The organism is Botrimarina mediterranea, from assembly GCF_007753265.1.
GTDB lineage: Bacteria > Planctomycetota > Planctomycetia > Pirellulales > Lacipirellulaceae > Botrimarina > Botrimarina mediterranea.
In genome coordinates this window covers 1,315,667-1,340,838 of record NZ_CP036349.1, presented here as the reverse complement: position 1 = coordinate 1,340,838, position 25,172 = coordinate 1,315,667, and the positions used below count along the sequence as shown (strand labels likewise).

General features: G+C 64.4%; 19 protein-coding genes. 10 read left to right on the top strand and 9 right to left on the bottom strand.

The window, feature by feature from the left end; translation table 11 throughout:
- Positions 1-2 precede the first annotated feature (2 nt).
- Positions 3-161, top strand: coding sequence for a hypothetical protein (locus tag Spa11_RS22775; protein ID WP_197529761.1), 159 nt, complete (start codon positions 3-5; stop codon positions 159-161).
- Positions 162-189: 28 nt separating this feature from the next.
- Positions 190-519, top strand: a complete 330-nt coding sequence (locus Spa11_RS05340; protein ID WP_145108994.1) for a rhodanese-like domain-containing protein — start codon at positions 190-192, stop codon at positions 517-519.
- Positions 520-693: 174 nt separating this feature from the next.
- On the opposite strand, the gene Spa11_RS05335 is transcribed toward Spa11_RS05340, so the two are convergent.
- From Spa11_RS05335 to Spa11_RS05320, 4 genes are all read right to left on the bottom strand, one after another.
- On the bottom strand, positions 694-1,134 hold the full coding sequence (locus Spa11_RS05335) for an ATP-binding protein (RefSeq protein WP_145108991.1): 441 nt from the start codon (positions 1,132-1,134) through the stop codon (positions 694-696).
- A gap of 70 nt (positions 1,135-1,204) precedes the next feature.
- Positions 1,205-1,558 (bottom strand): STAS domain-containing protein, encoded by a 354-nt coding sequence (locus Spa11_RS05330; RefSeq protein ID WP_145108988.1) that lies wholly within the window; start codon positions 1,556-1,558, stop codon positions 1,205-1,207.
- A 128-nt stretch (positions 1,559-1,686) separates the two neighbouring features.
- Positions 1,687-1,983: a hypothetical protein gene (locus Spa11_RS05325; protein ID WP_145108985.1), complete on the bottom strand. Its 297-nt coding sequence runs from the start codon at positions 1,981-1,983 to the stop codon at positions 1,687-1,689.
- Positions 1,984-2,277: 294 nt separating this feature from the next.
- Positions 2,278-9,834: a GEVED domain-containing protein gene (locus Spa11_RS05320; RefSeq protein WP_145108982.1), complete on the bottom strand. Its 7,557-nt coding sequence runs from the start codon at positions 9,832-9,834 to the stop codon at positions 2,278-2,280.
- A 672-nt stretch (positions 9,835-10,506) separates the two neighbouring features.
- On the opposite strand from Spa11_RS05320, the gene Spa11_RS05315 reads away from it, so the two are divergent.
- The 5 genes from Spa11_RS05315 to Spa11_RS05295 all read left to right on the top strand — a co-directional run bounded on the left by Spa11_RS05315 (position 10,507) and on the right by Spa11_RS05295 (position 18,317).
- Positions 10,507-11,910, top strand: coding sequence for a BBP7 family outer membrane beta-barrel protein (locus Spa11_RS05315; protein ID WP_197529760.1), 1,404 nt, complete (start codon positions 10,507-10,509; stop codon positions 11,908-11,910).
- Positions 11,911-12,145: 235 nt separating this feature from the next.
- On the top strand, positions 12,146-13,492 hold the full coding sequence (hflX, locus tag Spa11_RS05310; RefSeq protein ID WP_145108976.1) for a GTPase HflX: 1,347 nt from the start codon (positions 12,146-12,148) through the stop codon (positions 13,490-13,492).
- The gene (locus tag Spa11_RS05305; protein WP_145108973.1) at positions 13,489-14,268 is read left to right on the top strand and encodes an SDR family NAD(P)-dependent oxidoreductase; all 780 of its coding nucleotides are present in this window, start codon (positions 13,489-13,491) and stop codon (positions 14,266-14,268) included. The genes hflX and Spa11_RS05305 overlap by 4 nt, the downstream gene beginning before the upstream one ends.
- Before the next feature lie 99 nt (positions 14,269-14,367).
- The gene (locus tag Spa11_RS05300; RefSeq protein ID WP_197529759.1) at positions 14,368-15,084 is read left to right on the top strand and encodes an RluA family pseudouridine synthase; all 717 of its coding nucleotides are present in this window, start codon (positions 14,368-14,370) and stop codon (positions 15,082-15,084) included.
- A gap of 1,832 nt (positions 15,085-16,916) precedes the next feature.
- Complete coding sequence (locus tag Spa11_RS05295; RefSeq protein ID WP_145108967.1) at positions 16,917-18,317, top strand: pyridoxal phosphate-dependent decarboxylase family protein; 1,401 nt, start codon at positions 16,917-16,919, stop codon at positions 18,315-18,317.
- Positions 18,318-18,432: 115 nt separating this feature from the next.
- Here Spa11_RS05295 and Spa11_RS05290 read toward each other — a convergent pair whose 3' ends face one another.
- From Spa11_RS05290 to trxA, 3 genes are all read right to left on the bottom strand, one after another.
- Positions 18,433-19,044: a hypothetical protein gene (locus Spa11_RS05290; protein WP_145108964.1), complete on the bottom strand. Its 612-nt coding sequence runs from the start codon at positions 19,042-19,044 to the stop codon at positions 18,433-18,435.
- A 329-nt stretch (positions 19,045-19,373) separates the two neighbouring features.
- Positions 19,374-20,831, bottom strand: coding sequence for a coiled-coil domain-containing protein (locus tag Spa11_RS05285; RefSeq protein WP_145108961.1), 1,458 nt, complete (start codon positions 20,829-20,831; stop codon positions 19,374-19,376).
- A gap of 337 nt (positions 20,832-21,168) precedes the next feature.
- Positions 21,169-21,492, bottom strand: a complete 324-nt coding sequence (trxA, locus tag Spa11_RS05280; protein ID WP_145108958.1) for a thioredoxin — start codon at positions 21,490-21,492, stop codon at positions 21,169-21,171.
- A gap of 300 nt (positions 21,493-21,792) precedes the next feature.
- On the opposite strand from trxA, the gene Spa11_RS05275 reads away from it, so the two are divergent.
- Positions 21,793-22,371 carry a thioredoxin family protein gene (locus Spa11_RS05275; RefSeq protein WP_145108955.1) on the top strand — a complete coding sequence of 193 codons (579 nt, stop codon included), beginning with the start codon at positions 21,793-21,795 and terminating at the stop codon, positions 22,369-22,371.
- A 148-nt stretch (positions 22,372-22,519) separates the two neighbouring features.
- Positions 22,520-22,876, top strand: coding sequence for a DMT family protein (locus Spa11_RS05270; RefSeq protein ID WP_145108953.1), 357 nt, complete (start codon positions 22,520-22,522; stop codon positions 22,874-22,876).
- 128 nt (positions 22,877-23,004) lie between these two features.
- On the opposite strand, the gene Spa11_RS05265 is transcribed toward Spa11_RS05270, so the two are convergent.
- Both Spa11_RS05265 and Spa11_RS05260 read right to left on the bottom strand, forming a co-directional pair.
- Complete coding sequence (locus Spa11_RS05265; RefSeq protein WP_145108950.1) at positions 23,005-23,247, bottom strand: hypothetical protein; 243 nt, start codon at positions 23,245-23,247, stop codon at positions 23,005-23,007.
- 152 nt (positions 23,248-23,399) lie between these two features.
- Complete coding sequence (locus Spa11_RS05260; RefSeq protein WP_145108947.1) at positions 23,400-24,050, bottom strand: PDZ domain-containing protein; 651 nt, start codon at positions 24,048-24,050, stop codon at positions 23,400-23,402.
- A gap of 315 nt (positions 24,051-24,365) precedes the next feature.
- Here Spa11_RS05260 and Spa11_RS05255 point away from each other — a divergent pair, with 315 nt between their 5' ends.
- Entirely contained in the window at positions 24,366-25,103 is a 738-nt protein-coding gene (locus Spa11_RS05255) for a DUF2817 domain-containing protein (protein WP_197529758.1), read from the top strand.
- Positions 25,104-25,172: the final 69 nt, after the last annotated feature.

Below are 25,172 nucleotides of genomic sequence, written 5' to 3'. Positions count from 1 at the left end.
AGGTGAACCTTACCTTGACGAATCATGCGGCGCCGTCGGATTGTCCGACGGCGCCGCTTCTCTTGATGGCGTTGCGTCGTTCCGCCGACGGCTACGGAATGTCGTTTGCACAATTGCTAGCGATATCCGCGTTGGCGTTCCTCGCTGACCAAATGGACTAAGACCGGACTCTAACGGTAGGAGAAGAAGATGCAGTCGATCTCAGCACTGAAACTCGCCGAAATGAAGCAGACCAACCAGGACTTCTTGCTGGTGAATACACTTCCCAGCAAGCATTTCGACTCGACCAAGATCGAAGGGGCGGTGAACATCCCCCAGGACCAGAGTGACTTCGCCCAACGTGTCGAAGAGGAGGCCAGCGGCAAATCGCAGCAGGTCGTTGTCTACTGCGCAAGCTCGTCGTGCGACTCCTCGGAGAAGGCTGCCAAGAAGCTCGAAGACGCCGGCTTCACGCAAGTCATTGACTTTACTGACGGCGCTAAGGGGTGGCAGGAGCTACAAACGATGAGCAAGCGCTGATGCGACGCCCTGCGGCCTCCGATCGGCGTGTGCGGCGGTGACCAATGCAACGCACAACTCGCTACAACCATGCGATGACGGACGCGACGGTCGCGGTTGTCACGATGGGATAGCGAGGTCGAACGCTAAGTTGGTGAGTTTTCCTTAGCGTCACCCGCGGCTAGCGCCGACGGCTCATTCGTCGTCGATCGGCGGGCGGTAGCCGCGGCGGGTGGCGACGGTGATACGGTTGCCGCGATCGTTGAACTCGACCTTCTCCATGTAGGCGTCGATCAACGCCATGCCGCGGCCGCCGAAGCACTCGAGGTTCTCGTCGGCCGTGCAATCGGCGACGTCGTCGGGGCAGAAGCCCTCGCCCTCGTCTTCGACGCTGAGCCAGAAGCGGTCGCCACTAAGCTTGCAGGCGGCGTGGACCTGCTTCGACTCGTCGTTGTGGTTGCCGTGGCGGATGGCGTTGGTGAGCGTCTCTTCGAGCGTCATCTGCACGCCGAACGAGTCGCGGCCCGTCCACCCGAGGGCCTCGGCTTGGGCGAGCACCTCTTCGAGAAACGGCAGGTGCGCGCCGAGCTTGCTCGGGATCGTCATCTCGCCGGTCCAGTCCCACTGTGCGGTCACAGAGCCGCCTCACGCTGGTGTGGGAGGGCGGCGATCGTTCCGGAGATCGCCGCGACCTCTGGAGTAGGGATCAGAGCACCGCCAGGGCGTCGGCCTCGTCGTCCTTGATCGTGAACAGCTTCGTCAGCTTGGTGATCGCGAAGACCTCGTAGATCTCCGGACGGATGTTGGTGAGGATCAGCTTCACCTTCTTGGCCCGCACCTTCTTCTCGAAGCTGATCAGCTTGCCCAGGGCTGCGCTGGAGAGGAACTCGACGGCGCCGAAGTTCAGGACGATCTTCTGGCGGTCTTCCTTCTCCACCAGATTGGCCAGCTCTTGGCCAAGTTCCTGGATCGACAGGTCGTCGATAATCTTCGAGTCGTTGAAGGTCACGACGGTGACGTCGCCGGACTGGGCGAGGGCGATCCGTTGGGGCGTGCTCATTCGGGGGGTGCTCGGTTCGGCCCGCGGGCCAGGGGGAATCGTCGCTATGAACGCTGGGCGTCTGGCCGATGCTACCGCCCGGCCGCCGAGTGTCAACCTCCGCCGGGCGCCGACGCCGCCGGGCGGCGTCACCCGCCCCCGGGCTTCGACATCGTCATGCTGTGGAAGAACAGCACGGCGCCGACCGACAGCAGGCACCAGCCGAGCCAGTCCGGTGGGGACAGGACCTTCGCGGGGAGGTTCGCCGGCAGCTGGGGCGTCTCGCCCGCCATGGCGCCGACGGGGTCGGCCGAGGCCATTGCCCGCTGCGCGAGGAACCGGGTGGTCTCGCCGCTGAGGACGTACGAGCTGACCATCCTCAGCTGCATGCCCAAGAGCATGAGGAAGATGGCGATGAAGAAAAACTGGTTGCGGTTGAGCTCCATTGCGGGCGTTCCTTCGGCGACAACCCTCAGTCGGGGTACGGCCTTCTCGGCGGGCCAATGGCAGCGGCGACTTCACCGCCTCTCTAGCAGGTGATCGGCCATCGCGCGGCGCGGTCCGCAGCACTCTGCCGGAGACGCTGGGTTTGTGGGTGGCGCCGTTTGTGACGGGGGCAGGCGGGCCCACCTGCGGCCGGCCTCTAGGCAACAGGCCTGCGTCAAAAGCCGACGGCCCCTGCCGCGTGGTGCGGAGGGGCCGTCGGGTTCGTTATCAAATTCTAACGATCGAGACGTTGCTCAGAAGGCGAACGCCGTGGCGAAAGCTTCCTCGAACTCCTCGGCCTCTTCCTGCTCGGCCTCTTCGAACGAGTACTCGGTCGGAGTCGCCTCGTCGTCGGCGGCCGACCCGAGTGCCCATTGCAGCAGGGCGGCGTCGATGGCGTCGCCATCATCGGCCGCCTCCTCCTCGACCGCCAGAGACTCGTCGAGGATCGACGTGACCTGCGGGCTGGCGAGGAACATCGGGGCGAAGGCGTCGGCGTCGAACATTGCCGGCGCGAGGACGTCTTCGACGATGGGCATCGTCACTAGGGCCGGCGCGCCGCTCTGGGAGTTGCCGAGGTAGACGTACTCATCGGGATCGGCCGGGGGCGCCACGATCAGGGCGGGCGACGCCTGACCCACGCCATCGAAGGCGTCACGCCAGACTGAGTAATCGGCCGCGTTGACGACGCCGTCGCCATTCCCGTCGGCGCCGAGGTTGGACGTCGAGCCGTAGGTCGAACGCCATGTGTCCCGGTCGGCGAGCGACACGACCCCGTCACCGTTGTAGTCGCCATCCTGGAAGCCGATGGTATCACCAAGGACCCGCGACAGGCGGTAATCCTCCACCTCACCGGTGCTCGCCAAGCCGGTGTAGCCGGTGATTCCCTGGCCCCAGCGGAAGCGGGCCGCGTAGCTGGTCGCGGTCGGGTCGATCTCGATCTCGGTGGGAACGCCGTCCACCATGGTGGTGGAGACCACCAAGCGAGTCGTCGATCCCGACGTCAGTGCCTGGCCCAGGACGGGCGTGATCCGCTCGCCGATGTCGTCCCAGTCGCCGTCGTTGTTGAAGTCGATCCAGGCGTGCAGGCGGTCGTTGGCGCTGCCCGTAGCGGTGACGTCGATGAGCACGTCGGAGCCGGCGACGATGTCGCTCGCCATCACCACGCCGTCTTCGTCGTCCGGCGAGAAGAGGGTGTCGTCCGCCTGGGCGTTGAACGACTCGAGTGAGCCCGGGTCAGCGTCCGGACCGATCGCGCCGAGGCGAGAGCCAGCGACGATCGTGTGACGGGCGCCGTTGTCGGAGAGTCGCGTCGGGTAGTTCAGTTCGCCCTCGACGATCAGGTCGCCGTAATCGAACGTAAAGGTCGGAACCGCGTCGTGCACGCCGAAGTTACCGACGGTCGCGAACTCGCCGCTAATCACGGTGACGTTCCGACCGACGCCGCCTGCCGGCGAAGTCTGCGAAACGAACTGTTGCGAGCCCAGGTTGATACGAACCTGATACTGCCCGACGGAAGTCAGCGGCACCGTGTAGGCGCCCTGCGCGTCGGTGGTCGTGGTCTGGACGATCGTCTCGAACGAGCCGTTGTTGTCGGCGTCGCGGAGCACTTCCACGACGACGTTGGCCAAGCCGCCCTCGTTGCCGTCGCGGACGCCATCGTTGTCGAGGTCGTCGAAGACCATGCCCGACAGGCCCTGCGGCGCGCCGACGAGGAAGTTCGACGTCACCGGGGTGCTCGGTGCGATCGTTTGGTTGAAGATGCCTCCAATCGGCACCAGCGGGCCAAGCCCGGTCGGAACGGTCGAGGTGTCTAGACGGAGCGTGACGTTGACCGAGGAGGTGCTGTTAATCTCCAGCCGGTAGCCGCCGCTGGCGTTGGTGATCGCCCGAGGCTCGTCGGCGTCGAGGACGCCGTCGAGGTCACGGTCGAAGAAGACCCGCACGCCGGGAACCGCCGCGTCGCTCGACTCGAAGACGCCATCGCCGTCGAGGTCATTCCGGACAGCGCCCGAGATCACAATCGGGGCGGTGGCTGCGAACAGGTAGTCCTCAACCTCGCCCGAGTTGGCGACGCCGGAGTAACCCAATCCGGCCGAACCCCAGCGGAATCGAGCCGCATAGAAGGTCGCCGAGGTATCGACGTCCGCCGGCGTTTGCACCGTGAACCGGCGGAACTGCGGGTTCAGCGGGTCGAGCACCTGCATATCTTCAACGTTGTTGAAGATCTTCTCGCCCGCGTCGTCCCAATCGCCGTCGTTGTTGAAGTCGAACCATGCGTTGAGGACGCCGCCGGCGCCGAACGCCATGATGTCGAACTGGATCGTGCTGTTCGGCAGGACCGTAGCGGTGACCAGCCGGACGCCGTCTTCATCATCGACACCGTTGAAGTCGTCGCCCAGGCCGTCGATGGCCGGGTTGCGGACCGCGCTCTGGAAGCCGTCGCTATCGACGTCGTTGGCCATGCCGAGGCGGACGCCCGGGATCACGACGTGGCGGGCGCCGTTGTCGGAGAGCAGCGTTGGGTAGTTACTGTTGCCGTCAACGTAGAGGTCGCCGAAGTCAAAGATCCGGCCGTCGTAGACGCCGAACTGACTCGACAGGGTCGATTGCTGACCGGCGACCAACGTGACGGCGATGCCGGCGCCACTTGCCGGCGCCGTCTGGATTAGCTGCGACGACGGCAGCGCGAGGCGAATCATGTAGTCGCCGGTGGCGCTGGTCTCGATTAGGAACGTGCCGTCGGGACGCACGGTCGCGGAGGGCTCGCTCGGGTCGTAGGCGCCGTTGCCGTTCAGGTCGACGTAGGCCGAGATGAAGACGTCTTGGCCATCGACCTGTACTGAGTCGGTGAAGGCGCCCTCGCCGGCGTCGCGGACGCCGTTCTGGTTGGCGTCTTCGAAGACCGAGCCGACCGCGATGGCGGGCTCGCCGATTCCCAAGCGGAGCGTAAAGTCGACATCGACCGCTTGCCCTGGCGCGACGTTAAGCGACTGGAACCCGCTGACCGGATCCTGGGCCACGAGGCCGGCGGGGATGGTCGAGTCGACGATGCCTATCGACACCGATTCGGGCGAAAGCAGACCCGAAATGACGAACGAATAATTGCCGGTCGCGTCGGTGACGGCGGAGAGCTCTTCGGGGTCGAAGGTCCCGTTCTCGTTGGCGTCGTAGAAGACCGTGACGCCGGCGGCGGACTCGTCGATGCCGGGCTGCTGCGTGCCGTCGCCATTGCGGTCACGGAAGACCGTTCCCGAGACAGGCACGTTGGTCAATGCCGGGTCGATCTCGAGCAGGAAGTTGACGTTGGTGACCTTGGAGGTCTCGCCGAAATTCCGGTTCTCCGAAGAGAACATCTGCACCGTGTAGGTGTTGCTCGAGCCAAAGGCAACGGTGCTTCCGTGGGAAGACGCGTCGGGCGTGTTGAAGTAGCCCTCGCCGCCGTTGGTGATGATCCGTTCGGTGTCTTCACCGCCAATCGAAATGTCGTAGTCGTACGTGATGCCGCCGTACGTGACGAACCAAGTGTCGTAGACCGCTTGCCAGACATTGAGGGCGAACTGGAACTCCTCGGGGGTGTCAAAGTCCGCCTCGAGAGGCTTCACCGGCGGGGCCGGCGTAGCATCGACGTCGAAGTAGTAGTTACCGTCGGCGCCGGTGTAGAAGTTTTGCACCTCGCCAGTCGCCTCCCGCGAGCTGACAACGTTGCCGTCGAGATCGAACGTAGTGACGTACTGGGTCGCCTGGACCAGCACGCCCGCGGCGAAGTTCTCCTGGCCGTAGTCGAAGTTGCGGTAGACCAGCGGGTTAGCCAGGTCGGTGTTGGGAACCTCGCCGTAGAAGCCTAGAGCGGTGGCGTTACGGATCGCTGCGGAGTCGCCCGTGAAGTAATCGACGGACGACTCGTTGATCGCCCCTAGGACGAAGAGGTCCGGGTCTCCTTCCGTCAATCGGAAGAAGTTCTGCAGCGGCTCGAACAACTCGTTTAGCACGGTGTCGTCGGTCGTGCGGCTACCGAGGTATGTATTCTTGTTGATGACGGGGTAGTACAGCTCTTCACCCGTGTCAGGCGCGACAGTCTTATAGATCCCGTCGAGGCTGAAGCGACCGTCTTCCGGTGCGTTCGGATTCGTGTAGGTAACCGAATCGTTCGGGTCGTCGAGGATGAAGGTCTGGGTACGAGTCTGGAGATTGCCCGCGCCGTCGATGTACTCAACTTCGAAGACGCCGAACTCGATGTAGCGGTTGAAGTTGAAGTTCTCGTCGTTGTTGGTCCCTTGAATCCCTTGCTTGTTGTCGTCGACGCCGACCTTACCCTGGATGCGGTTTCCGGTGGCCTTGGTGCCGTGGACGACGATCTCGAGGTTTCCGCCGAGCGTGACCTCGCCGAAGCCGTGATTCTCGAGGATGAGCGTCCAACCGTCGGTAGGTGACACGCCACCGTTCGGCGGGGCCTCGATGGACTGGGCCTGCGAGCTGAAGAGCTCACCCCAGTGACGGTTGGTGGTCCAAGTCCAGCCGACGCCGTTGCCGATCGCGTCCGGGCTATCGACGCCGGCGATCTGGTTGGGAACCGAGTCGTTGATGAAGTCGCCGGCGGCGTTAAGGTCGGTCCCTCCCTCGAATCCCTTGAGCGCTTCTTCCGCAGGCGTGAAGCGGCCCTGCTGACCCTGCGGGTCTTGCGGAGCGAGCGCCGGACCGGCGGGGGGACGGAACGCGTTGAGCTCGGTCACCGTGCCGTCAGGGGCGCGGAGCGCCATTCGAAGGTGATCGACGTCGCCCACCGCGATGTTGGTCGTGAGTTCAAGCCACTCGACCGATACGTAATCCTCGAAAAGCGACGGATCAAAGTTGAAGGGAATCTCTGTGACGCCGCGGTTGCTGTTGATCGGGTCGTCGAGATTGAAGAAGGGCGCCTCGGTGATGACTTCACCGACGACGTTGTCATCAGCGTCGGTGATCTCCTCGGTTCCGATCGTCCGGAAGAACTCTTGATAATACCCGGCGTTAATATTCGCAGTCGGAGCGATGCCGCCGGTTACCGTCTGGATGACGGCGCCGTTGGGCAGAGTGATGTTGACGGCGGGTTGGACGCGAAGGGTCCCTGTGCCCCGGAGGATACCGGTCGTGATGGTGACCGATTCGTCCGCATAGAGGTCGTAGGTGTCCCAAGCCTTCGCCATCTCGACGGCGAGACCGGCATCGAGGACGCCGTGTCCGTACGAGAGGTCTTCTAGGTTGTAGCCGTAACCCTGACTGACCGTGTAACCAGCCCCATTCTCGAACTGCAGCTGGGTAATCAATCCTGGGCTGACGATCGGATTCACCAGACCGCCGAGGCCGGCGCGGGCGCCGTCGCCGATAAGGCCCGGCTGGAAAAGTACGATCGGATTGGGCGCCTGCGTGTTCGAGCCGACGATCTGCACCTCCGACGGCGCCAGATTCAGCCCGTTGAGCGGATTGAAGGCCGGGGCGAATTGAAGAATCCGGAAGCCGAATTCTTCATCTACGGCGAGCCGATTCTCATCGTCCAGAGCCTGGGCCTGGGGCCGGAACAAGTTGCCGTTCGGGTCGTAGAGCAGGCCGATCACCACCTGTTCGTACGCGGGAAGCTGCGGATCTTCTTCTTCACCCTCTTCCGGCTCCGGCGGCTCTGGTGGGAGCACAAAGCGCTCGGTCTTGATAACAATGGGACGGACCGCGACGTCTTCCAGCGCCAGGATGGGCCTCGTGTCAGGCGGTTCGGTCGGGGGCGCGTCGGTCGGCAATCCCGTAGCGGGGTCGATCCGGATCGCAAACCGGACATTGTCAGGATCACCAGGAATCGCTTCGAAGGCGTTCAGTTCGACAAAGGTTTGCTCTGTAACGCCTTCAGCGGAGCCATCCGGTTCAATAGGTACCAGAACCCTCAGTCCGAGAAGCTGCTGAGGGTCTGTGATGTCGATTGGGTCGCCGTTCTCATCGACCGGGTATAGATTTGAGGTCGGACCTTCGGGATCGGCCGGGTCAACGTTGAGAACGACTTCGTACGCTTCTCCGGTCGTCGGGTTGACGATCGCGAGCCCGAGCAGATCGCCATCGTTGTCCGCGAAGCGCGGGATAGTGTAACCGAATTCATCGAGCAGCGGCTCGCCGTTCGGGCCGAAGAAAACGGCCGGCTCGCCGGTGATTTCGTCGATAGCCGGGAGGGGGGCGTATACAAACGGCACGCCAAGATCGATCGATGCGTTCTCATTGCCTGGCAGGAAGAACCCCCGTTCGAGGACGTAGTCCTGAGTCAGTGGGTTGTACTCGCTGTTGGGGAGAATGGCGGCTTCGATGTCCTCTTCGCCGTCACCGTCGGTGTCGAGGGCATATTGCGCGTACTGGGGAAGCTCGACCTCGAAGTCGCCTAAGAAACCCTGCATCTGATTGACGATCCAGCTCTCGTTGAACTGATCGTTCTGCCGGGCCGACATCATCAAGATCTGCTGAACGTCTCGGTAAGAGAGGTTCGGGTTCGCCTCGAGCATCAGCCCCACAACCGCCGCCACCTGAGCCGCAGCCGCCTCGGTGCCGCTAGCGCCCGACGTGTAGTTGGTGTTGCTGAAGTAGTCGCCGTCGTACTCGAAGTTAAACAGCGGGCCGACGTTCGCGCCCCCCTCGCCGGTGATGTCGGTCGTGACGATGCCCGAATTGAGATTCGGGTTGGTCGAGATGTCCTGGCGGAAATTGCCCGACGGCGCCACCAGCAGCACGTTCGAGCCACCCTCGCTGTACCAGCTGATAACGCCGGTTTGAGGGTTCTCGTACTGGCCGTTGTAGTCAACCGCGCCAACAGCGATCGTGTAGATGCTATTGGCGAGCCGGTCGTACTGGCTGCTGGCGACATCGCCCTGGACCTCGAAGGGGGGGGTCGCGTTGATACGTCCGCCATCGTTGCCAGCCGGAACGACGTGGATGCTACCCAGCGCCTGGATCTCGTCCGGCGTCATCTGGCCGTCACCGTTGGTGTCGATCCAGGTCGCTCGTCCATTCCGAGCCGTATCGATGATCGCTTCGAGGATCGAGATCTCCGTCCCGGTCAACTCCGAAAGTTCGGTCGGCAGGTCAAGAGCGACCCGCGGCGAGTTAGGATTAATGTTCCAACGACCGGTGTGCAGAAACACGTCGGTAACGAGCGACGGGTCTTGCGTAAAGCCGTCGATGTTCCCGTCTCCGTTCAAATCGACGCCGACCAGGGCGCCACCGAGGAGCGAGTCGGGGATGCCGTCGCCGTTGCCATCCTGGATGAACCCAGACTGGAAGCGGAAGGCGGCGTTGATCGCGTCAATCGTCGCCTGGTCCTCGGCGCCCAATCCGGCCACCAGACGGATCGGGAACAGGTCGGCGCCGTGCGCAATGCCGACGATACCGGTCTCGTTGTCCTGCGCGGCGATGATGCCTGCCAAAGCAGTGCCGAGGAAGTCCGAAATATCGTTGAACGCGGGTGACCCGTCGCCGTCCAGCAGGTCGAGATTGGTGGTCAGACCCGAAAGCACGTAGGCCGCTGCGAGGTCCTCGTGACTCAGGTCGAAGCCGCCATCGATGACCGCGATCTGAACGCCGGCGCCGGTGACGCCTTGGGCCCAGGCCTTCAAGACATTGATATCCTCACCGGCGACCGCAACCGTCTGCTGGAACGTCGGCGATGTCGGATCGAACTCAGTCAGCTGACCATTGGCGAACAAGTACCACTGGTTAGCGAAGTACTCATTCGTCCCCGGCGTCGCCGTCATCATCTCGCGGCCTTCGAGCCTTTCCAGGTCGCGGCGACGCGGGGCCTTCCGCACGGCGCTCGAGCGGCTGGCGAAAAGGCGGGAGAATGCGTTGCTGCCAGACCGGCGAGTGGGGCGGTTCTTGCGCACTTCGAGCTTTCCTGCTAATTCAATGGGGGCGAAACCTGCGAGCGATCGCAGAGGCGCGTAGCGACTACTCAATGAAGTCGCTTCGCCTGCCGTGGTGTCGATTATTCCGGTAGGAGTGACTCTTCCGAGACGCGCCGGCGGACGCCTGTGGTGGCGTCAAGCGCGCGGATTGTCTCAATCTCTAAGGGTCGAGGCGGCCGGCATGCTGTCACGCGGAAAACCCAAAATCAGCGCAGACCGCCTCTCTTGACAGTGACCCTCAGGCTAATCACCGGCTTCGGGAGCGTCAAACTCTTGACGCAGAAAGACTTTAGATGCCCCAGAAGGGGGTCCGGAAAGGCGGCCCGGGGCGTCTGGAGAAACTTTGCCGCCTATGCCGAATCGACTGGTTCGTCCGTCGGCGCCGTTCCGATAGACAATCACGAACGAACCGCCTGTGCGGCTTCAGCAGGGATTTGCCGGGGGACCCGCCAGCGCGGGAAGAAGGCAGTTCCCGGGGGCTGAGGGACGGCGGGACTCGCAAAAACATCCGCAGCGTCTGCCGCTGCGACACCGTTTCGGGGGGGAGCGATGAGGACACTTCGTGCGGCCGCTACGATGGCGGCCTTTGGCCTGGCGACCGTGGCGACGGCCCAAGGGCCGCTGGCCCAGCCCGGGTTCGTGGCGGGAGGCCCCGGGGCCCTCGCCGGGGCGGGGCACGCGTCGTTTGGCGCCCCAGTCGCCAGCCCGGACGCATTCGTGGACGCTCACGGCGCCCCGCTGGTCATGCCGGCTCAGTACGCCGCACCGGTCGTCGGCGCCGGCTACTGTGGCGGGGGTGGCGGCTACGGCGGCGACTGCTACGGTGGCGGGGCCGGCTGCTATGGCGGTGGTGGTGGCGGCGGAGGCTACGGCGGCGACGCCCCCTGGGGCGGCTACATGAATACCGAGCAGTGCGGACCGCACTTCTTCGATTTCTCCGCCGAGTACCTCCATTACACCCGCGACAAGTCGTCCTTCCGGGAGTCGACAGTCTACTCGACCAACGGCTTCGCCAACGACGACAACACGATCATCACCACGCCTTTCAATGATCAGTTCGTCGCGTTGCGGGGCAGCGATGTCGGCAGCGACGACGGCAACGGCTATCGGCTGACCGGTCGATTCGACGTCGGCGCCCTGAGCCTGGTCGAGTTCACCTACAGCGGCATGTACTGGGACGACGACGCCGTCGCCAACCAGCAGGGCGCCACTCAGCTCTTCTCGGTCTTCAGCCTCTACGGCGCCGGCACCAACGGCAACTGGGATCAGAACGGCACCGCCGGCGCCCCAACGGGCGCCGACTTTGCGGCGACCGACAACGCCATGCAGCACCGCCTCCAGTACGAGAGCGAACTGCACAGCACCGAGGCGTCGTTCCGCCGTTACTGGGTAGGCTTCAACCCGCGGGTCAGCGGCACGCTGCTGATCGGTTTCCGCTACACCAACCTGCAAGAGGCGATGGCTTTCTCGTCCTTCGCCGACGCCGGGTCCCCGGTCACCCGAGAGTCGATCACCATCGGCGCCGACGCCGACAACGACCTCGCCGGCGTCCAAGTGGGTGGCGACGTGTGGATCACCGTGTTCCAGGGCTTCCGCATCGGCAACGAGACGAAGGTCGGCCTCTACAACAACGACTACAAGGTCCGCAACTCGGTTGCGGCCTCGGACGCCAGCCTGAACAACGTCCAGACGCAGCTGTCTGGCGACCAGGCCTCGTTCTTGGGCGAGGTGAAGTTCATGGCGGTCGCCGACCTGACGCCGAGCTGGTCGCTCAAAGCGGGCTACGAGTTGCTGTTCATCAGTGACTTGGCCCTGGCCGGCGACAGCCTCGCCACGGCCCAACCGTACGGTGACATCAACAACATCAGCCAAGGCTTGGCGACCGCCCTGCCGGCGGGCGTGGGCCCGGCGGCCGGCGCCACCGCCGACGGCGAGGCGTTCTTCCACGGCTTCACGCTCGGAGCCGAGTACGTCTGGTGACGCGAACCCCAGTCGGGCATGCGAACCCAAGCCGTCACAATCCGGTCTAACGTCACGCCGCTCTGGGGGTCCGCCCCCAGAGCGGCGTTTTTTCGTCATTTTTGCCCGACCTAGAGTTTTTCAATCCGCGTAGGCAATTCAGCGGGCCCGTTTATACTAGTGGTGAGCCGGTGACCGCTCCTTTGCTGCTGTCTCAGTGCTGTCACCTTCACACCATGGAGCCTTCCGCCACTTAATGGATATCGATCGCAAAGAGAGCGTCGACAGTGAGTCGGCGATCCTCGTTGGCGTCCAACTCGCCGACACCCCCCCTCTCTCCGAAGAACCTCTTGAAGAGCTTGCCGGCCTCGTCGAGTCCGCCGGCGCCGACGTTGTCGGCCGCTTGTTCCAACGCCGTGGCGCCCCCGCGCCGGCGACCTACCTCGGCAAAGGCAAGCTCGACCAGCTCAAGCAGCTCGTCGAAGCCACCGAGGCCGACGTCATCGTCTTCGATAACGACCTCTCGCCCGCTCAGGTCCGAAACCTCGAAGAAGCCACCGGCGCCAAGGTGCTCGACCGCACCGAGCTGATCCTCGACATCTTCAGCACCCGCGCGCAGACGCATGAGGCCCGCCTCGCGGTGGAGCTCGCGCAGCTCGAGTACTCGCTGCCCCGGCTCAAGCGGATGTGGACTCACTTGTCGCGCCTGAAGATGGGCGTCGGCATGCGTGGCCCGGGTGAGAAGCAGCTCGAGACCGACCGCCGCCTCGTCGAGAAGCGGATCAGCGACCTCAAGCGTGACCTCGACAAGGTGCTCCATCGCAAGGAGCGCGAAGTCGCCGCGCGTGGCGATCACATGACGGTCTCGCTCGTCGGCTACACCAACGCCGGCAAGAGCACGCTGCTGAACCGCCTCACCGACGCGTCGGTCTACGCCAAGGACCAGCTGTTCGCCACGCTCGACACCCGCACACGCCAATGGCGCCTGCCGGGCTGGGGACCGGTGCTGCTCAGCGACACGGTCGGTTTCATCCGCGAACTGCCCCACCGCTTGATCGCGAGCTTCAAGGCGACGCTCGAAGAGGCCCGCCAAGCCGACCTCCTGCTCCACGTCGCCGACGCCAGCAGCCCCTCGGCCGAGGACCAGATCCGCGCCGTCTACCTGGTGCTCAAGGAACTCGGCATCGAGGAGAAGGACACGCTGCTGGTGCTCAACAAGGCCGACCAGGCCGACGAGGCGCACCTCACGTATCTCGAGAGCCACTACCCCGGCGCGATCCGCATCAGCGCTTTCACCGGCGAGGGCCTCGACCAACTGGCGATGGCCGTCAGCGACGCGCTGAGCCGTGAGTTCGTCGAGGCCGATGTCGTCACGTCCGTGGGCAACGGCCGGTTGCTGGCCTATCTCGCCAAGCACGGCGAGATCCTCAGCCGCACGTTCACCGACGATAGCGTGACGATCCACTGCCGCGTCCCGCGGAAGTACATGGGTCGCGTCTCGCCCGACGAGGCCGAGATCCGTCCGCGTAGCGGTTCGCCCGCCGTGGTCAATCTCACGAACGTGGGCGCGACCGACGGCGCCGCGATGGGCGACGTCGCTTGAGTAAGCTCCAAGGCCAGCGCGCCATCGTCACCGGCGCCTCGGGCGGCGTCGGCCGCGCGCTCGCGGTGCGGCTCGCCAAGGCCGGCGTGAGCAGCGTACTCGTCGCGCGCCGCGAAGAACCGCTCTTTGAATCGGTCCGCCTCGTCGAAGCGGCCGGTGGTCGGGCGATCCCTATCGTCGGCGACGTCACGTCGGTCGAGACGCGCGCCCGCGCCCTCGACGCCGCGCGCGACCAGCTCGGTGGCCTCGACATCGTCATCAACAACGCCGGCGTCGGCGCGCACGGGCGCTTCCACGAGTCGAACCCCGAGAGCCTGCGGGCGATCTTCGAGCTCAACGTCTTCGCCGCCGCCGACCTGACGCGCGAAGCGATCCCGCTTCTTCGACAAAGCCCGGCGGCGTGCGTCGCCAACGTCGGCTCGGTCCTCGCCTGGCGCGGCGTGCCGCAAACGGCCGAGTACTGCGCGAGCAAGTTCGCCCTCCGCGGCCTCAGCGAGTCGATCCGCCCCGAGCTACGCAAGCTCGGCGTCCACGTCCTCCACGCGTCGCCCTCCACGATCGCCACCGACTTCCGCGACAACCTCGTCGAACGCCGCAATGAACTCGCCTGGAGCGGCCGCCGCGGCGTCGCGCCTGAAAAAGTCGCCGACCGCATCGTCCAAGGCATCGAGCGCCGCCAGAACGAAGTCGCAATCCTCTGGGAAGACTGGTGGATCGTGAGAGGCGCGAGGTTCGTGCCGTGGCTGTTTGATTGGGCGCTGAGACGCCACGGCTGAGGAGGAGATGATAGAGGACAGATGATAGAGAGGGTGGGCGGTCGCTATGCGACCGAAGGCACTTCTATCATCTATCCTCTGCCATCTATCATCTCCCGGATGCTTTCCATCCTCTACCACGACGGCCCCGTCCTCGTCCTCAACAAGCCGCCGGGCCTGCTCACCCAGGCGCCCGTGGGGATCGACTCGCTTGAGATTTGGGTCCGCAACTTCTACCGCGAGCGCGAGCAGATCGAGGGCAACTTTTATGTCGGCATCATCCATCGGCTCGACCGCCCCGTGACGGGCGCCATCGCCTTCGGTCGCAACCTCCGCGCGACGCAGCGCCTCGCCAAGCAGTTCCAAGAGCGTACCGTTGGCAAGACGTACTGGGCCGTCGTTGAAGGCAACGTCATCGACGACGAAGGCACCTGGCGCGATCATCTGCACAAGCGTCACGGCATGGCCCAGGCGATCGTCGTCCCCGAAGACGACCCCCGCGGCAAGCACGCCGTGCTGCACTATCGAGTGAGAGGGCGCGTCAGCGGCGGCCGTGGTGATAAGACGTGGCTAGAGATCACGCTCGAAACAGGCCGCACCCACCAGATCCGTGTCCAAGCCGCCAGCCGCGGCCACGCCGTCCTCGGCGATGCGCAATACGGCGCCACGGCTCCCTTCGGTATTCAACACGAAGACGAACGCGACCGCCAAATCGCCCTCCACGCCCGCAGCCTCTCGTTCCGCCACCCGATGCGCGAAGAGTCGGTAGAAGTCACCGCGCCGCTCAACGAAGCGTGGCAAGCGCCGGAGCTGCTGGACCTCGCCATCGACGCATAACGGCGAGCCCCCGATGCCCCTTTCAATAGCAAACAGGTCGGGGGTGTGAAGCGGGTACCAGCCCAACACCCCCGATTAACATCGGGGGCTCGCCATCCAACGCACTGCAGCGCAAAAAAGCGTGCCTGGGGTCGAAGGCGCTAGACGAAGCCCCAACGTGTACCGACTAGACGCTGTGCTGGTGATTCGCTGAGGGCTTCGCTACGCGGCGACCTCGGCCACCCTCTCTGTAGGTCAGGCTGTGCCTGACGTGGTAACCTCTTCGAGTTGGCGAGGCGTCAGGCACAGCCTGACCTACGAGACGACACCCCAATCGAGGGGTTCGGACCGCCCCGAACCGGTTCGGCCAGGCGACGCGCGCCAGAGGCCCAGGAAGGCCCCTAGCGTCCACGCTAGGGAGCTGTTGGCGGGAGAGCGTGGGTGAACACACGGACACGTCCGAGTGGCCGGAAGGGCCCTCTGTGGCTCACTAAACGGGTGTTCACGTTTTCCCCGCGAAATCGAGGGGTAGCGCCACCCTCCCCCTCCGCTGATGTGGCTGGGGTCGCCGGCGCTAGCCGGAGCCCCCAGCGGCCGAGCAAGGGACGCCGCCTTGGTGATTCGCTGAGGGCTTCGCTGAGGGCTTCGCTACGCTGCGGAGCGACCACCCCTTCTGTAGGTCAGGCTGTGCCTGACGTGGTTACCTCATCGAGTTGGAGAGGCGTCAGGCACAGCCTGACCTACGGGACTCATCCCCATTGGGTGTGAGCAGTCACCCGTCACTTCTCAAGCGTCACACTCCCACCTGTCAAGCGGCCTAAACACAAGTCCGCCACGTACTTTTGCCTCTGAGAAGACATCCTTTACTCGTTCACTCGCCAAGAGCAGTGCGCTTCCCCCTGGGACAAAGAAGTCACTTCCGTCCCATGAGGTTTCCTTGAAGTATAGTCCTCGCAACATCGGGACATACCTTCCCGGTAGAATTTCCTTATCAAACTTTTCTGATCGGCTGTCATCAGGTGGACCACAACGTCCAGCACCCTGAAGAAGGTAATAAGGAGGAAGCAACTCGCCAAACTTGCCGGTCACTTTGACAGGGACTGCGCTCCATCCAGTCAAGCCTGCGTTATCCAGAAGCTCAATTAGCCGCTCAGCATAGAGCGCAAAAAGATTACCGCACCCCGTCCAAATCACATCTTCCGCTTTGCTCGCCCCCATGTACCATCGCCCTTAAAGGGGTTTCCGCGGTTGCGACTCTGCTCTAAGGATTTGATAAGCACTCTCGCCTCGATCGAGATTCACATGAACTCGAAACCCATTCTCAGTGCCACCTTCTACTAAGCCGTATAGATGCGAAAACCCCGGGAACTGCTTAGAATTTGATCTTGAACCAATAGACATCTGCAAGAAATCTCGCTTTGTAAAGAATCTGATCTACCGCAGGCTCCGTCCCGGCACGATCGTGTTTGTCAAAAAATGCTTGCCACATTTTATTATATTGACATGCACTCGTGCCGTGATCATTTTTTCCCACCACGCGGGTGGCCCCGACAGTCGTGAGCGAACCGCTCACCACCTAGCTTGATCCACCCAAACGATTGTCGGGGTGCGCAGCACAAGAGGTGTTGCGGCGTCGATTGTCTCTTGTTGCTTCGCAACCCCGACAATCGTTCGGCTATTGACTGCCAGGAAGCGGCGTCGCCCGCTCACGACTGTCGGGCCCACCCTCGCGGCGCCTTTGACCCGCCCCGCTCCCACGACTAACGTCGTGGGCTCGCCTTTTTTTGAGCGAGTCCCCCTTCCGTCCGTGGTGAATCGGCGTGCCCAGCGATCTGTCTCCTGTCCGTAACGCAATGACCCGCGACTTCGCGGACGCGCGCCTTTTCGCCGACGCGCAGCGTTACGCGCTCGAATACCTTGCTGCCAGCGGCGAACGGAGTGTTTTCCCAACGCCCGAAGCGATCGCCGCTCTCAGCGCCTTCGATGAAACTCTGCCGGATGGGACGGGCGACGCTCACGACGTCCTCGCCATGCTGCACCGCATTGGTTCGCCGGCGACGGTGAACCAGATCGGCGGGCGCTACTTCGGCTTCGTCAACGGCAGCGTCGTGCCGGTCGCGCTGGCGGCGAAGCAGATGGCTTCGGCATGGGACCAGAACGCCGCGACTTACGCGTCTTCGCCGCTCTGCTCGCGGCTCGAAGGGGTCGTGGAGGGCTGGCTGCGGGAGTTGTTTGGGTTGCCTGCCGAGACCGTTGCGGGCTTCGTCAGCGGCTCGTCGATCGCCACGTTCAGCGGGCTCGCGGCGGCGCGGTACCGCTTACTCGAACGGCTCGGCTGGGACGTCAACGAGCGGGGCCTGCGCGAGTCCCCTCCGCTACGGATCGTCACCGGCGATCAAGCGCACGCGTCGGTCGCCAAGGCGATCAACCTGCTCGGCTTCGGCCAGGCGTGCGTCGAGCGTGTCCCCACCGACGACCAGGGCCGTCTGCGAATCGATCGGCTGCCATCGCTCGACGACCGCACGATCCTGATCTTGCAAGCGGGCAACGTCTGCACCGGTTCGTTCGACCCGATCGCCGCGGCGGTCGCCCGCGCGCGAGAGGCGTCGGCGTGGACGCACGTCGATGGCGCCTTCGGGCTGTGGGCCGCGGCGTCGCCACGGCTCGCCGATTTAACGAAGGGCATCGAGCACGCCCACTCGCTCTCCGCCGACGCCCACAAGACGCTCAACACGCCGTACGACAACGGCGTCGTGCTGTGCCGCGACCGTGAGGCGCTGGCCGAAGCGATGAAGTTCGCCGGCGCCTATTTGCCCACCAACGAGCATCGCAACGGCATGGCGTACACCCCCGAGATGAGCCGCCGCTCGCGCGTCGTCGAGCTGTGGGCGACGATGCGTTACCTCGGTCGCCAAGGCATGGACGACCTCGTCGGGGGTTTGCATGAGCGGGCCGTGCAGTTTGGCGAAGAGCTCACCGCCGCAGGCTTCCGCGTCCTCAACGACGTGGTGTTCAACCAAGTCCTCGTCGCCTGCGATGACGACTCAACAACGACGGCCACGCTCGCCGCCGTGCAATCCTCCGGCGTCTGCTGGTGCGGCGGGACGACCTGGGAAGGCCGCCCCGCGATCCGCATCAGCGTGTCGTCGTGGGTGACGACCGCGGAGGACGTGACGCGCTGCGTCGCGGCTTTCAAAGCCGCCCGCGCTTTATCCCCCTCCCCTAACCCCTCCCTAAAAGAGGGAGGGGGATAAAAACAAAATTGTAGGAGGCGTCTCCAGACGCCGTTTACGGTATCCATTCCGAAACGGGATGGTGCACGTAATCGGCGTCTGGAGACGCCTCCCACAGACGATTCGATATTGGCGATTAGGTGCGGACCTCAGCCGCGCGCTCTTCAACTCGCTCAACGCGGCGGCCCTTCGTCGCCTGCAGCTCGATCCGCTGGCCCCACAGATAGAAGATCAACCCGAGCACCACGCCGACGCCTGCCGACGACAGGACCGAGAACGAGCTCTGCGTGAACGTCGAGTTCTGCGTCGCCGCTTGCGTTGTGAGCACGAGGCCCACGAGGCTGACGATGAGGCCGACCGCGTCCGAAAGGATTTCGCTGAGGCTAAAGCCTCCTCGCGTGAGCACCACGAGCTTGCCGAGCGTCAGTTGCAGCGCGAAGCTGACGACGCCGACCGTCATGATGCAGAACGCGACCCAGTGGAACGCGGGGAACGAGAAGGCCTCGGCCAGCTGGTAGATCGGCGCGAGGACGCCGCCGGCGATCTCTTGCGCCTGGGCGTTCTGGTCGATCGCGGCGGCCGCCGCCGTGGCGGTGTCCTGAGCGCTCTGTAGCGTCTGCTGCGCCTTGCCGTTGAGGTCGCCCGCGTCTCCGCCGGTAGTAGCCGCCTCCTGCGCCCAAGCCGGCGTGAGCATCACAAGGCTCGCCAAGCCCAACATCACAGACTGCCGAAGACTGGCCGACATCATCTTAAAACTCCTGCTTGAGAGACCCGCTGAAAAGCGAAACCATGCAGGCACTTCGCCAGAGGCGCGGTCATCTTGGCAACAATTCACGCAACAAATCGCAACAAAATGCGGAACTACAGCGGAAAGTCTCGCGCAGAGACGCGGAGACGCAGAGTAAGAAAGATGGTGAGGGCAATGTCTCACGCAAAGGCGCGAAGACGCAAAGGTTTTTAACTCTTCTTCTTTGCGTCTTCGCGCCTTTGCGTGAGGCTTACATCGGCACCTCCGCGTCTCTGCGTCTCTGCGTCTCTGCGTGAGACTCGACGGCAAGATGACGAAAGCAAGAACGCCTAGGCCGCGCGGTGGATTTTGAGCTCCGGCCCGCGGATCTCCGCTAGTAGGTTGCGGACCTGGTCGCGGTACTCTTGGCGCTCGGCGGCCCAGCGGGCTTCGAGCTTCTCGAACTCGCGCTGCTGGCGGTCGAGTTCATGCTCGCGGCCTTCGAGCCGGTCGGCGGCGTCGCCGAACTCTTCGTGGCGGCGGTTGGCCCACTCGGTGAGCGCCAGCCGCTGTTGCTCCAGCCGCTTGAACTCGGCGTCGAGCTGCTTGGCAGCGTCGCGAAGGGCGCCCCGCTCATTGGCGATGTGCTCAAGCGTGTGGCCGTAGTGGTCGGCGAGCTGCGCGCGGACGCGGGCGATCGAGCGGGTGAGCGTCGCCGGCGCGAGGACGCCCGTCAGCTGCGCCCAGGTTTCTTCCGTAGCGAGCCGCATCTCGAGCACTTCACGTTGCGTGTTCTCGAGCTCGGTCTGCAAACGGCGGAGCGACTCGGCGCGGCGGTCGAGCTCGACCTCGCGGCGTTCGACGCGTTCGGCCGAGGCCTTCGCCTCGACGCGCCAGGCGTCGCGGTCGGCGCCGATCGCGGTGCGGTCGCGGTCGCTGCGGAGGCGGATCTCGGCCTCGCGCTTCTCGACGTCGGCTAATCGCCGGGCGAGCGCCGCGCGCTCGTCGGCGAGCAGGCGTTCGGCGATCGCCAGGTTGGCGTCGCGCTCGGCGGCGGCGGCGAGTTGCTCTTCGAGCTCGGCGACGCGGCGTTCGGTGGCGTCGAGCCGCTCGAAACGCTTGACCGCGGTTTCGATCTCTTTGTGCCGAAGGGCGAGGCGGTGCTCACGTTCATTGAGCGATTGCTCGGCCTCTTTGCGGGCCTCTTCGAGCTGGCTCAGCTCGGCGCGGCGTAACTCAAGCTCGGCGGCGTTCCGCTGGTTCTCACGATCCTTGTCGGCCAACTGCGTGGCGATGGCGTCGAACTCCTTCGAGCGGCCGTCGATCTCCTTGCGCTGCCGGTCGAGGCTGTCCAGCTTCTCGGCGAAGCCGGCTTTCGCGCGGGCGAGCGAAGACACCTCGTGGTCGAGGTTCGCTTCGCGGGTGTCGAGTTCCTTCTCGCGCGCCTCGAGTTGGGCGAGCAGCTTCGGGTCGGCGGTCGGTCGTTGGAGCGTCGCCTCGCGGGCTTCGAGCGCGGCGCGATCGGCTTCGAGGTCATTGCGGGCGGCGGCGACCCGGGCTTCGAAATCGGCCTCTTGGGCGTCGAGCTGCGCGGCGCGGGCCTGCAGCTCGCGGCTGCGCGACTGGAGCCACTGGGCGAGCTGCCCGGCGTGCCCCTCGGCCGCCGGGGCCGAGGCGAGCGACGGCGCGGCCGTCGTCAGCGCCGGCGCGGCTTCGAGCCGGACCACCGACTCCGAGAGCGGCGCCCGGCTCGCGGCGGGGCGCCCGGTGTGGGCCGAGTCGATGCGGGCGTGCTTGGGATCGCTCATCGCGGGCGTCTTCGGTAGCTGGTAATGCTAGCTGGCAAAGGCCGTACAACCGGTACAGTCTTCCATCGTTCGTATCGGCCCGCGACGAGGGGGACTTGAGGCCTCGCGCAGAGACGCGGAGAGCAAGCGAATGTCCAATGACCAAGCCCCAATGACCAATGCGGAGATCAGCGGTCAGGGACCAGCTCCAGATGCAAGTCGTCCTGATTACTGACTTCTGACCCCTGATTACCTCATTGGTCATTGGGGCTTGGTCATTGGTCATTCCAAAAAAAACGAAGGCGACGGACCAATTGTCCGTCGCCCTCGGCGTTGTTTCAGTTGTCAGATGCCCGCTTCAGTCCTTGGCGGAGTTGATCGCTTCTTGCAGGCGGTTCTTGGCTTGGATGCCGACGAAGCGGTCGACCACCTCGCCGCCCTTGAAGACCATCAGCGTGGGGATGCTGCTGACGCCGTACGTCTGGGCGGCGCCGGGAGCGTCGTCGACGTTGAGCTTCGCGACCTTCGCGCTGCCCGAGTTCTCGCCAGCAAGCTCTTCGATCAGCGGGGCGATCTGGCGGCACGGGCCGCACCACGGGGCCCAGAAGTCGAGCAGCACCGGGACTTCGCTCATCAGGACTTCTTGTTCGAAGTTGCCGTCGGTGATTTCAAGAACGCCCATGGGGACCTCTGCTGGGGGTTGAGCGAAGGCGTCCCTTGCTTGGAACAACCATCTCTCGGCTTGCGATATTGGATTGTAAGTCAGCGGCCACCGTGGGCCGCGGGGGTTTCGACCTAAACGTCTGCGCCGCGTGATTTTAGGGCGATCTGCCCAGGTGTCAACGCTGCGCCCGAAGGCCGCGGGGTGGGAGCGTTGCCCGAGCGGCCCGGCCGCGGTCTACTCGGGAGAGGCGTCGCGCCCGAGCCGTAGCAGGGACGAACGCGGCGAACGCATGCCCCTTAAGACGCAGGAGACCTCACGATGGTTCGTACGCCCAGCACGATGCTCCCCCTCGGCACGCCGGCCCCGGACTTCGCGTTGCCGGACGTGGACGGCAAAACCGTCAAGCCCGGCGACTTCTCCGATTCGAAGGGCCTGTTGGTGGTGTTCATGTGCAACCACTGCCCCTTCGTGATTCACCTGGCCGAGGCCCTCGCCGCCTTCGGGGTGGAGTACCAGGAGAAAGGCTTGGCGATGGTCGGGATCAGTTCCAACGACGTGGACAACTACCCGGCCGACTCGCCTGACAAGATGGCCCTCGAGGCCGAGGCTCGGGGCTACACGTTCCCTTACCTCTACGACGCGACGCAGGACGTGGCGAAGGCGTACCGCGCGGCATGCACGCCCGACTTCTTCTTGTTCGACGCGGACCACAAGCTGGTCTACCGCGGGCAGTTCGACAGCAGCCGTCCTGACAGCGGCGTGGCGCCCACGGGCGAAGACCTCCGCGCCGCGTGCGACGCGGTGCTCGCCGGCGAGAAGCCCAGCGACAAGCAGCTGCCCTCGATCGGCTGCAACATCAAATGGAAGCCGGGGGCGGAGCCGGATTATTTTAACTGATGCGACTAGCGACTTGCATGTGAATGGATTCCTGTGAGAGGGGTCTGCAGACCCCCGATGACGGCATCCATTCCGAATACGGCATGGGGCGCGTCATCGGGGGTCTGGAGACCCCTCCCACAGAATCTGCGATTCCATTCGACCAGATATGCCCGCGATCCCGACGACGATCTTGCTGCTGACGCTGTCGAACGTCTTCATGACCTTCGCTTGGTACGCTCACCTCAAGGACCTCAGCGGCAAGCCTTGGGTTGTTGCGGCGATTGCGAGTTGGGCGATTGCATTCTTCGAGTACCTGCTGCAGGTGCCGGCGAACCGCATCGGCTACACCAGGCTCGACCTGGGGCAACTCAAACTGCTGCAAGAGGTGATCGCGCTGTCGGTGTTCGTGCCGTTCGCCGTCTTCTACATGAAGGCGTCGCTGCGGTGGGACCACCTATGGGCCGCGTTGTGCATCGTCGGGGCGGTCTACTTTGTGTTCCGCACGCCGGCGACAGCGGGTTGACGTTCAAAGGCGAGCCGTAAGCGTCAGCGCCCGGAGTTGCGTCACGGTGGATTCTCTCGGCAGCTCAACTCCGGGCGCCTACGCTTACGGCTCGCCCTCTCTTACGCGCCGCTGACCGAAACTCAAGCTCAGCGCTCGCAGCTGGCGAGCGTGACGCGATTCGCATCGCTCTGTTGACGGACGATGCGGTAGATGACCCGAGACTTCGGGATCGGCACGGGACGGCTCCTCGGCGCCACAACGGGCTCCGAAATCGAAACGGCGGCGTCCTGACGCGGGGCCATTTCACCGCCGCCCGCCAGCGTTGCGACGAGGACCAGTGTGGCTAGGCAACCGACGAGGGCGACGATGCTTAGGATGCGACCGGTCATGGTTGTGACTCCGTCAGAGGGATGGCGGCGTTGGGAAAGTCCGTCCCATCGCCGCTAAGGGTTACAACGACGGGCGTGGAGTTGGCGCGCGCCTCGGATTAAAAAAAAGACCGCCCCAGGGGTCCTGGGGCGGTCGGCTCGATGGCTCGGGCTCAGAAGGAATGGGCCGGGGCCGTCACGCTGCTGGCGACCGGGGCCGCGACGGTCGGGGCGGGAGACCCCGACGAGATCGGCCGAACGCTGACGGCGACAACCCGCCCGCTACGGACGTTCACCACCGTCAGTTGCACCAGCTGCGCCGGTGGGGCGACGAATGTCTGCGCCGTCGTCGGCGAGGCGCCGCCGAAGCCAACGGCCGATTGCAAGAGCTGGACGCCGTGCTCGTTGCTGTAAGCGTTCTGCAAATCGACGCCGCCGGCCCGCAGCAGCACATCGCCGGTTTCCAAGCCCGCCTGAGCCGCCGGGCTGCCCGGTGTGACGCTGGCTACTTGCAAGCCTCGGCCATAAGCCGTGTTGGCGATTTGGAGGCTCATGCCGAAGTAGTAGGCCCGCGGCCCGGCGATCGGCTGGTAACCGGGATTGCCGATCACGGTCGGCGCCGGCTTGTAGCTGGGATAAGAGATTGGCTGGGTGTAGGTCGGAGCGGGTTGCTCCCAGCCTGGGCCGGGCTGGGGGTAAGGGTGCGGCTGCGGATAGGGGTGGGGCTGGGGAGCTGGTTTCCATCCGCAGTGGCCTCCGGCCAGGGCGACCTGGGGGGCGATGACAATGGCGAGGGCGGCGGTCAGCACGGCGAGGCGGGACATCGAAGGCTCCAAGGCAGGAGTGAGAGCGGGAGGGAACCGAACGGATTCGCCAGGCCTTCTGGTCCGGCGTGGCTGCTCCCCTCTCCAAGCTCATCGCATGCCAGCAACGCGTCTGACGAGTGCTAAGCCAAACGATCACAAATACTTAGAGCAAATACCAAGTCCAGCGACTGATTCGGAACTGCGCACACAGGAAATCAAAACGACTTCCAGCACCACCAGTAAGATGTCTAAATGAATCCGGTGTCTTCTGCGCGAATCTGGTAATGGGATGCGGGCGACGATCGGAGTAGCGTGGTTTCTATGAGCAACACCATGAAGCGTCGCCAGACCGCGGTCTCTCTCCTGGTCTGCGTTGCGTCCGCCCTGACGGCGCCCTCACGGAGCGAAGAGGTCACCCTCGGCCAGAGCGTTGAGGGGCGGCCGCTCACAGCACGTGTCCACGGGCCCGAGGATGCCCCAGAAACGCTTCTAATCGTCGCCAGCATCCATGGGACCGAACCCGCCGGCACGCCCCTTGTGGAGCGTCTGGAGGCCTGGATGAAGGGGCACCCAAAAGAGTGGGGTGGCAAGCGGATCGTCATCGTCCCCGTGGCGAACCCCGACGGCTACGCCAAGCGGGAGCGGTTCAACGTCCACGGCGTTGACCTCAACCGCAACTTCCCCGCCGACAACCGGACCGAGCACACCACGCACGGCGACGCGCCGCTGTCGGAGCCCGAGTCGCGGGCGTTGATGCGGGCCCTGCGGACCTACAACCCGTCGCGGGTGGTGAGCCTGCACCAGCCGATCGACTGCATCGACTACGACGGCCCCGGCGAGGCGCTCGCCCAGGCGATGTCCGACGCCATCGACGGCCGGCTGCCCGTGAAGAAACTCGGCGGCCGCCCCGGCTCGATGGGCTCGTATGTAGGCGAGACGCTCGGCAAGCCGATCATCACCGTCGAGTTCCCGAGATACGCCGAGAAGCGTTCGACTGACGAGCTGTGGGACGACTACGGCGCGGCGCTCGTGGCCTTCATCCGCGGCGTGCCTGACAATCAACAGGATTGAGCGAACGCGATTGTAGGAGGGGTCTCCAGACCCCGATTACGGTATCTATTCCGAATACGGCATGGTGCC

Excerpts from the sequence above, each read along its gene's own strand:
- Spa11_RS05295 (WP_145108967.1), top strand. The coding sequence starts at position 16,917 with ATGACCCGCGACTTCGCGGACGCGCGCCTTTTCGCCGACGCGCAGCGT.
- Spa11_RS05300 (WP_197529759.1), top strand. The coding sequence starts at position 14,368 with ATGCTTTCCATCCTCTACCACGACGGCCCCGTCCTCGTCCTCAACAAG.
- Spa11_RS05275 (WP_145108955.1), top strand. The coding sequence starts at position 21,793 with ATGGTTCGTACGCCCAGCACGATGCTCCCCCTCGGCACGCCGGCCCCG.
- Spa11_RS05260 (WP_145108947.1), bottom strand. The coding sequence starts at position 24,050 with ATGTCCCGCCTCGCCGTGCTGACCGCCGCCCTCGCCATTGTCATCGCC.
- Spa11_RS05285 (WP_145108961.1), bottom strand. The coding sequence starts at position 20,831 with ATGAGCGATCCCAAGCACGCCCGCATCGACTCGGCCCACACCGGGCGC.
- Spa11_RS05290 (WP_145108964.1), bottom strand. The coding sequence starts at position 19,044 with ATGATGTCGGCCAGTCTTCGGCAGTCTGTGATGTTGGGCTTGGCGAGC.
- trxA (WP_145108958.1), bottom strand. The coding sequence starts at position 21,492 with ATGGGCGTTCTTGAAATCACCGACGGCAACTTCGAACAAGAAGTCCTG.
- Spa11_RS05255 (WP_197529758.1), top strand. The coding sequence starts at position 24,366 with ATGAAGCGTCGCCAGACCGCGGTCTCTCTCCTGGTCTGCGTTGCGTCC.
- Spa11_RS05330 (WP_145108988.1), bottom strand. The coding sequence starts at position 1,558 with ATGAGCACGCCCCAACGGATCGCCCTCGCCCAGTCCGGCGACGTCACC.
- Spa11_RS05325 (WP_145108985.1), bottom strand. The coding sequence starts at position 1,983 with ATGGAGCTCAACCGCAACCAGTTTTTCTTCATCGCCATCTTCCTCATG.
- Spa11_RS05340 (WP_145108994.1), top strand. The coding sequence starts at position 190 with ATGCAGTCGATCTCAGCACTGAAACTCGCCGAAATGAAGCAGACCAAC.
- Spa11_RS05315 (WP_197529760.1), top strand. The coding sequence starts at position 10,507 with ATGGCGGCCTTTGGCCTGGCGACCGTGGCGACGGCCCAAGGGCCGCTG.
- Spa11_RS05270 (WP_145108953.1), top strand. The coding sequence starts at position 22,520 with ATGCCCGCGATCCCGACGACGATCTTGCTGCTGACGCTGTCGAACGTC.
- hflX (WP_145108976.1), top strand. The coding sequence starts at position 12,146 with ATGGATATCGATCGCAAAGAGAGCGTCGACAGTGAGTCGGCGATCCTC.
- Spa11_RS05265 (WP_145108950.1), bottom strand. The coding sequence starts at position 23,247 with ATGACCGGTCGCATCCTAAGCATCGTCGCCCTCGTCGGTTGCCTAGCC.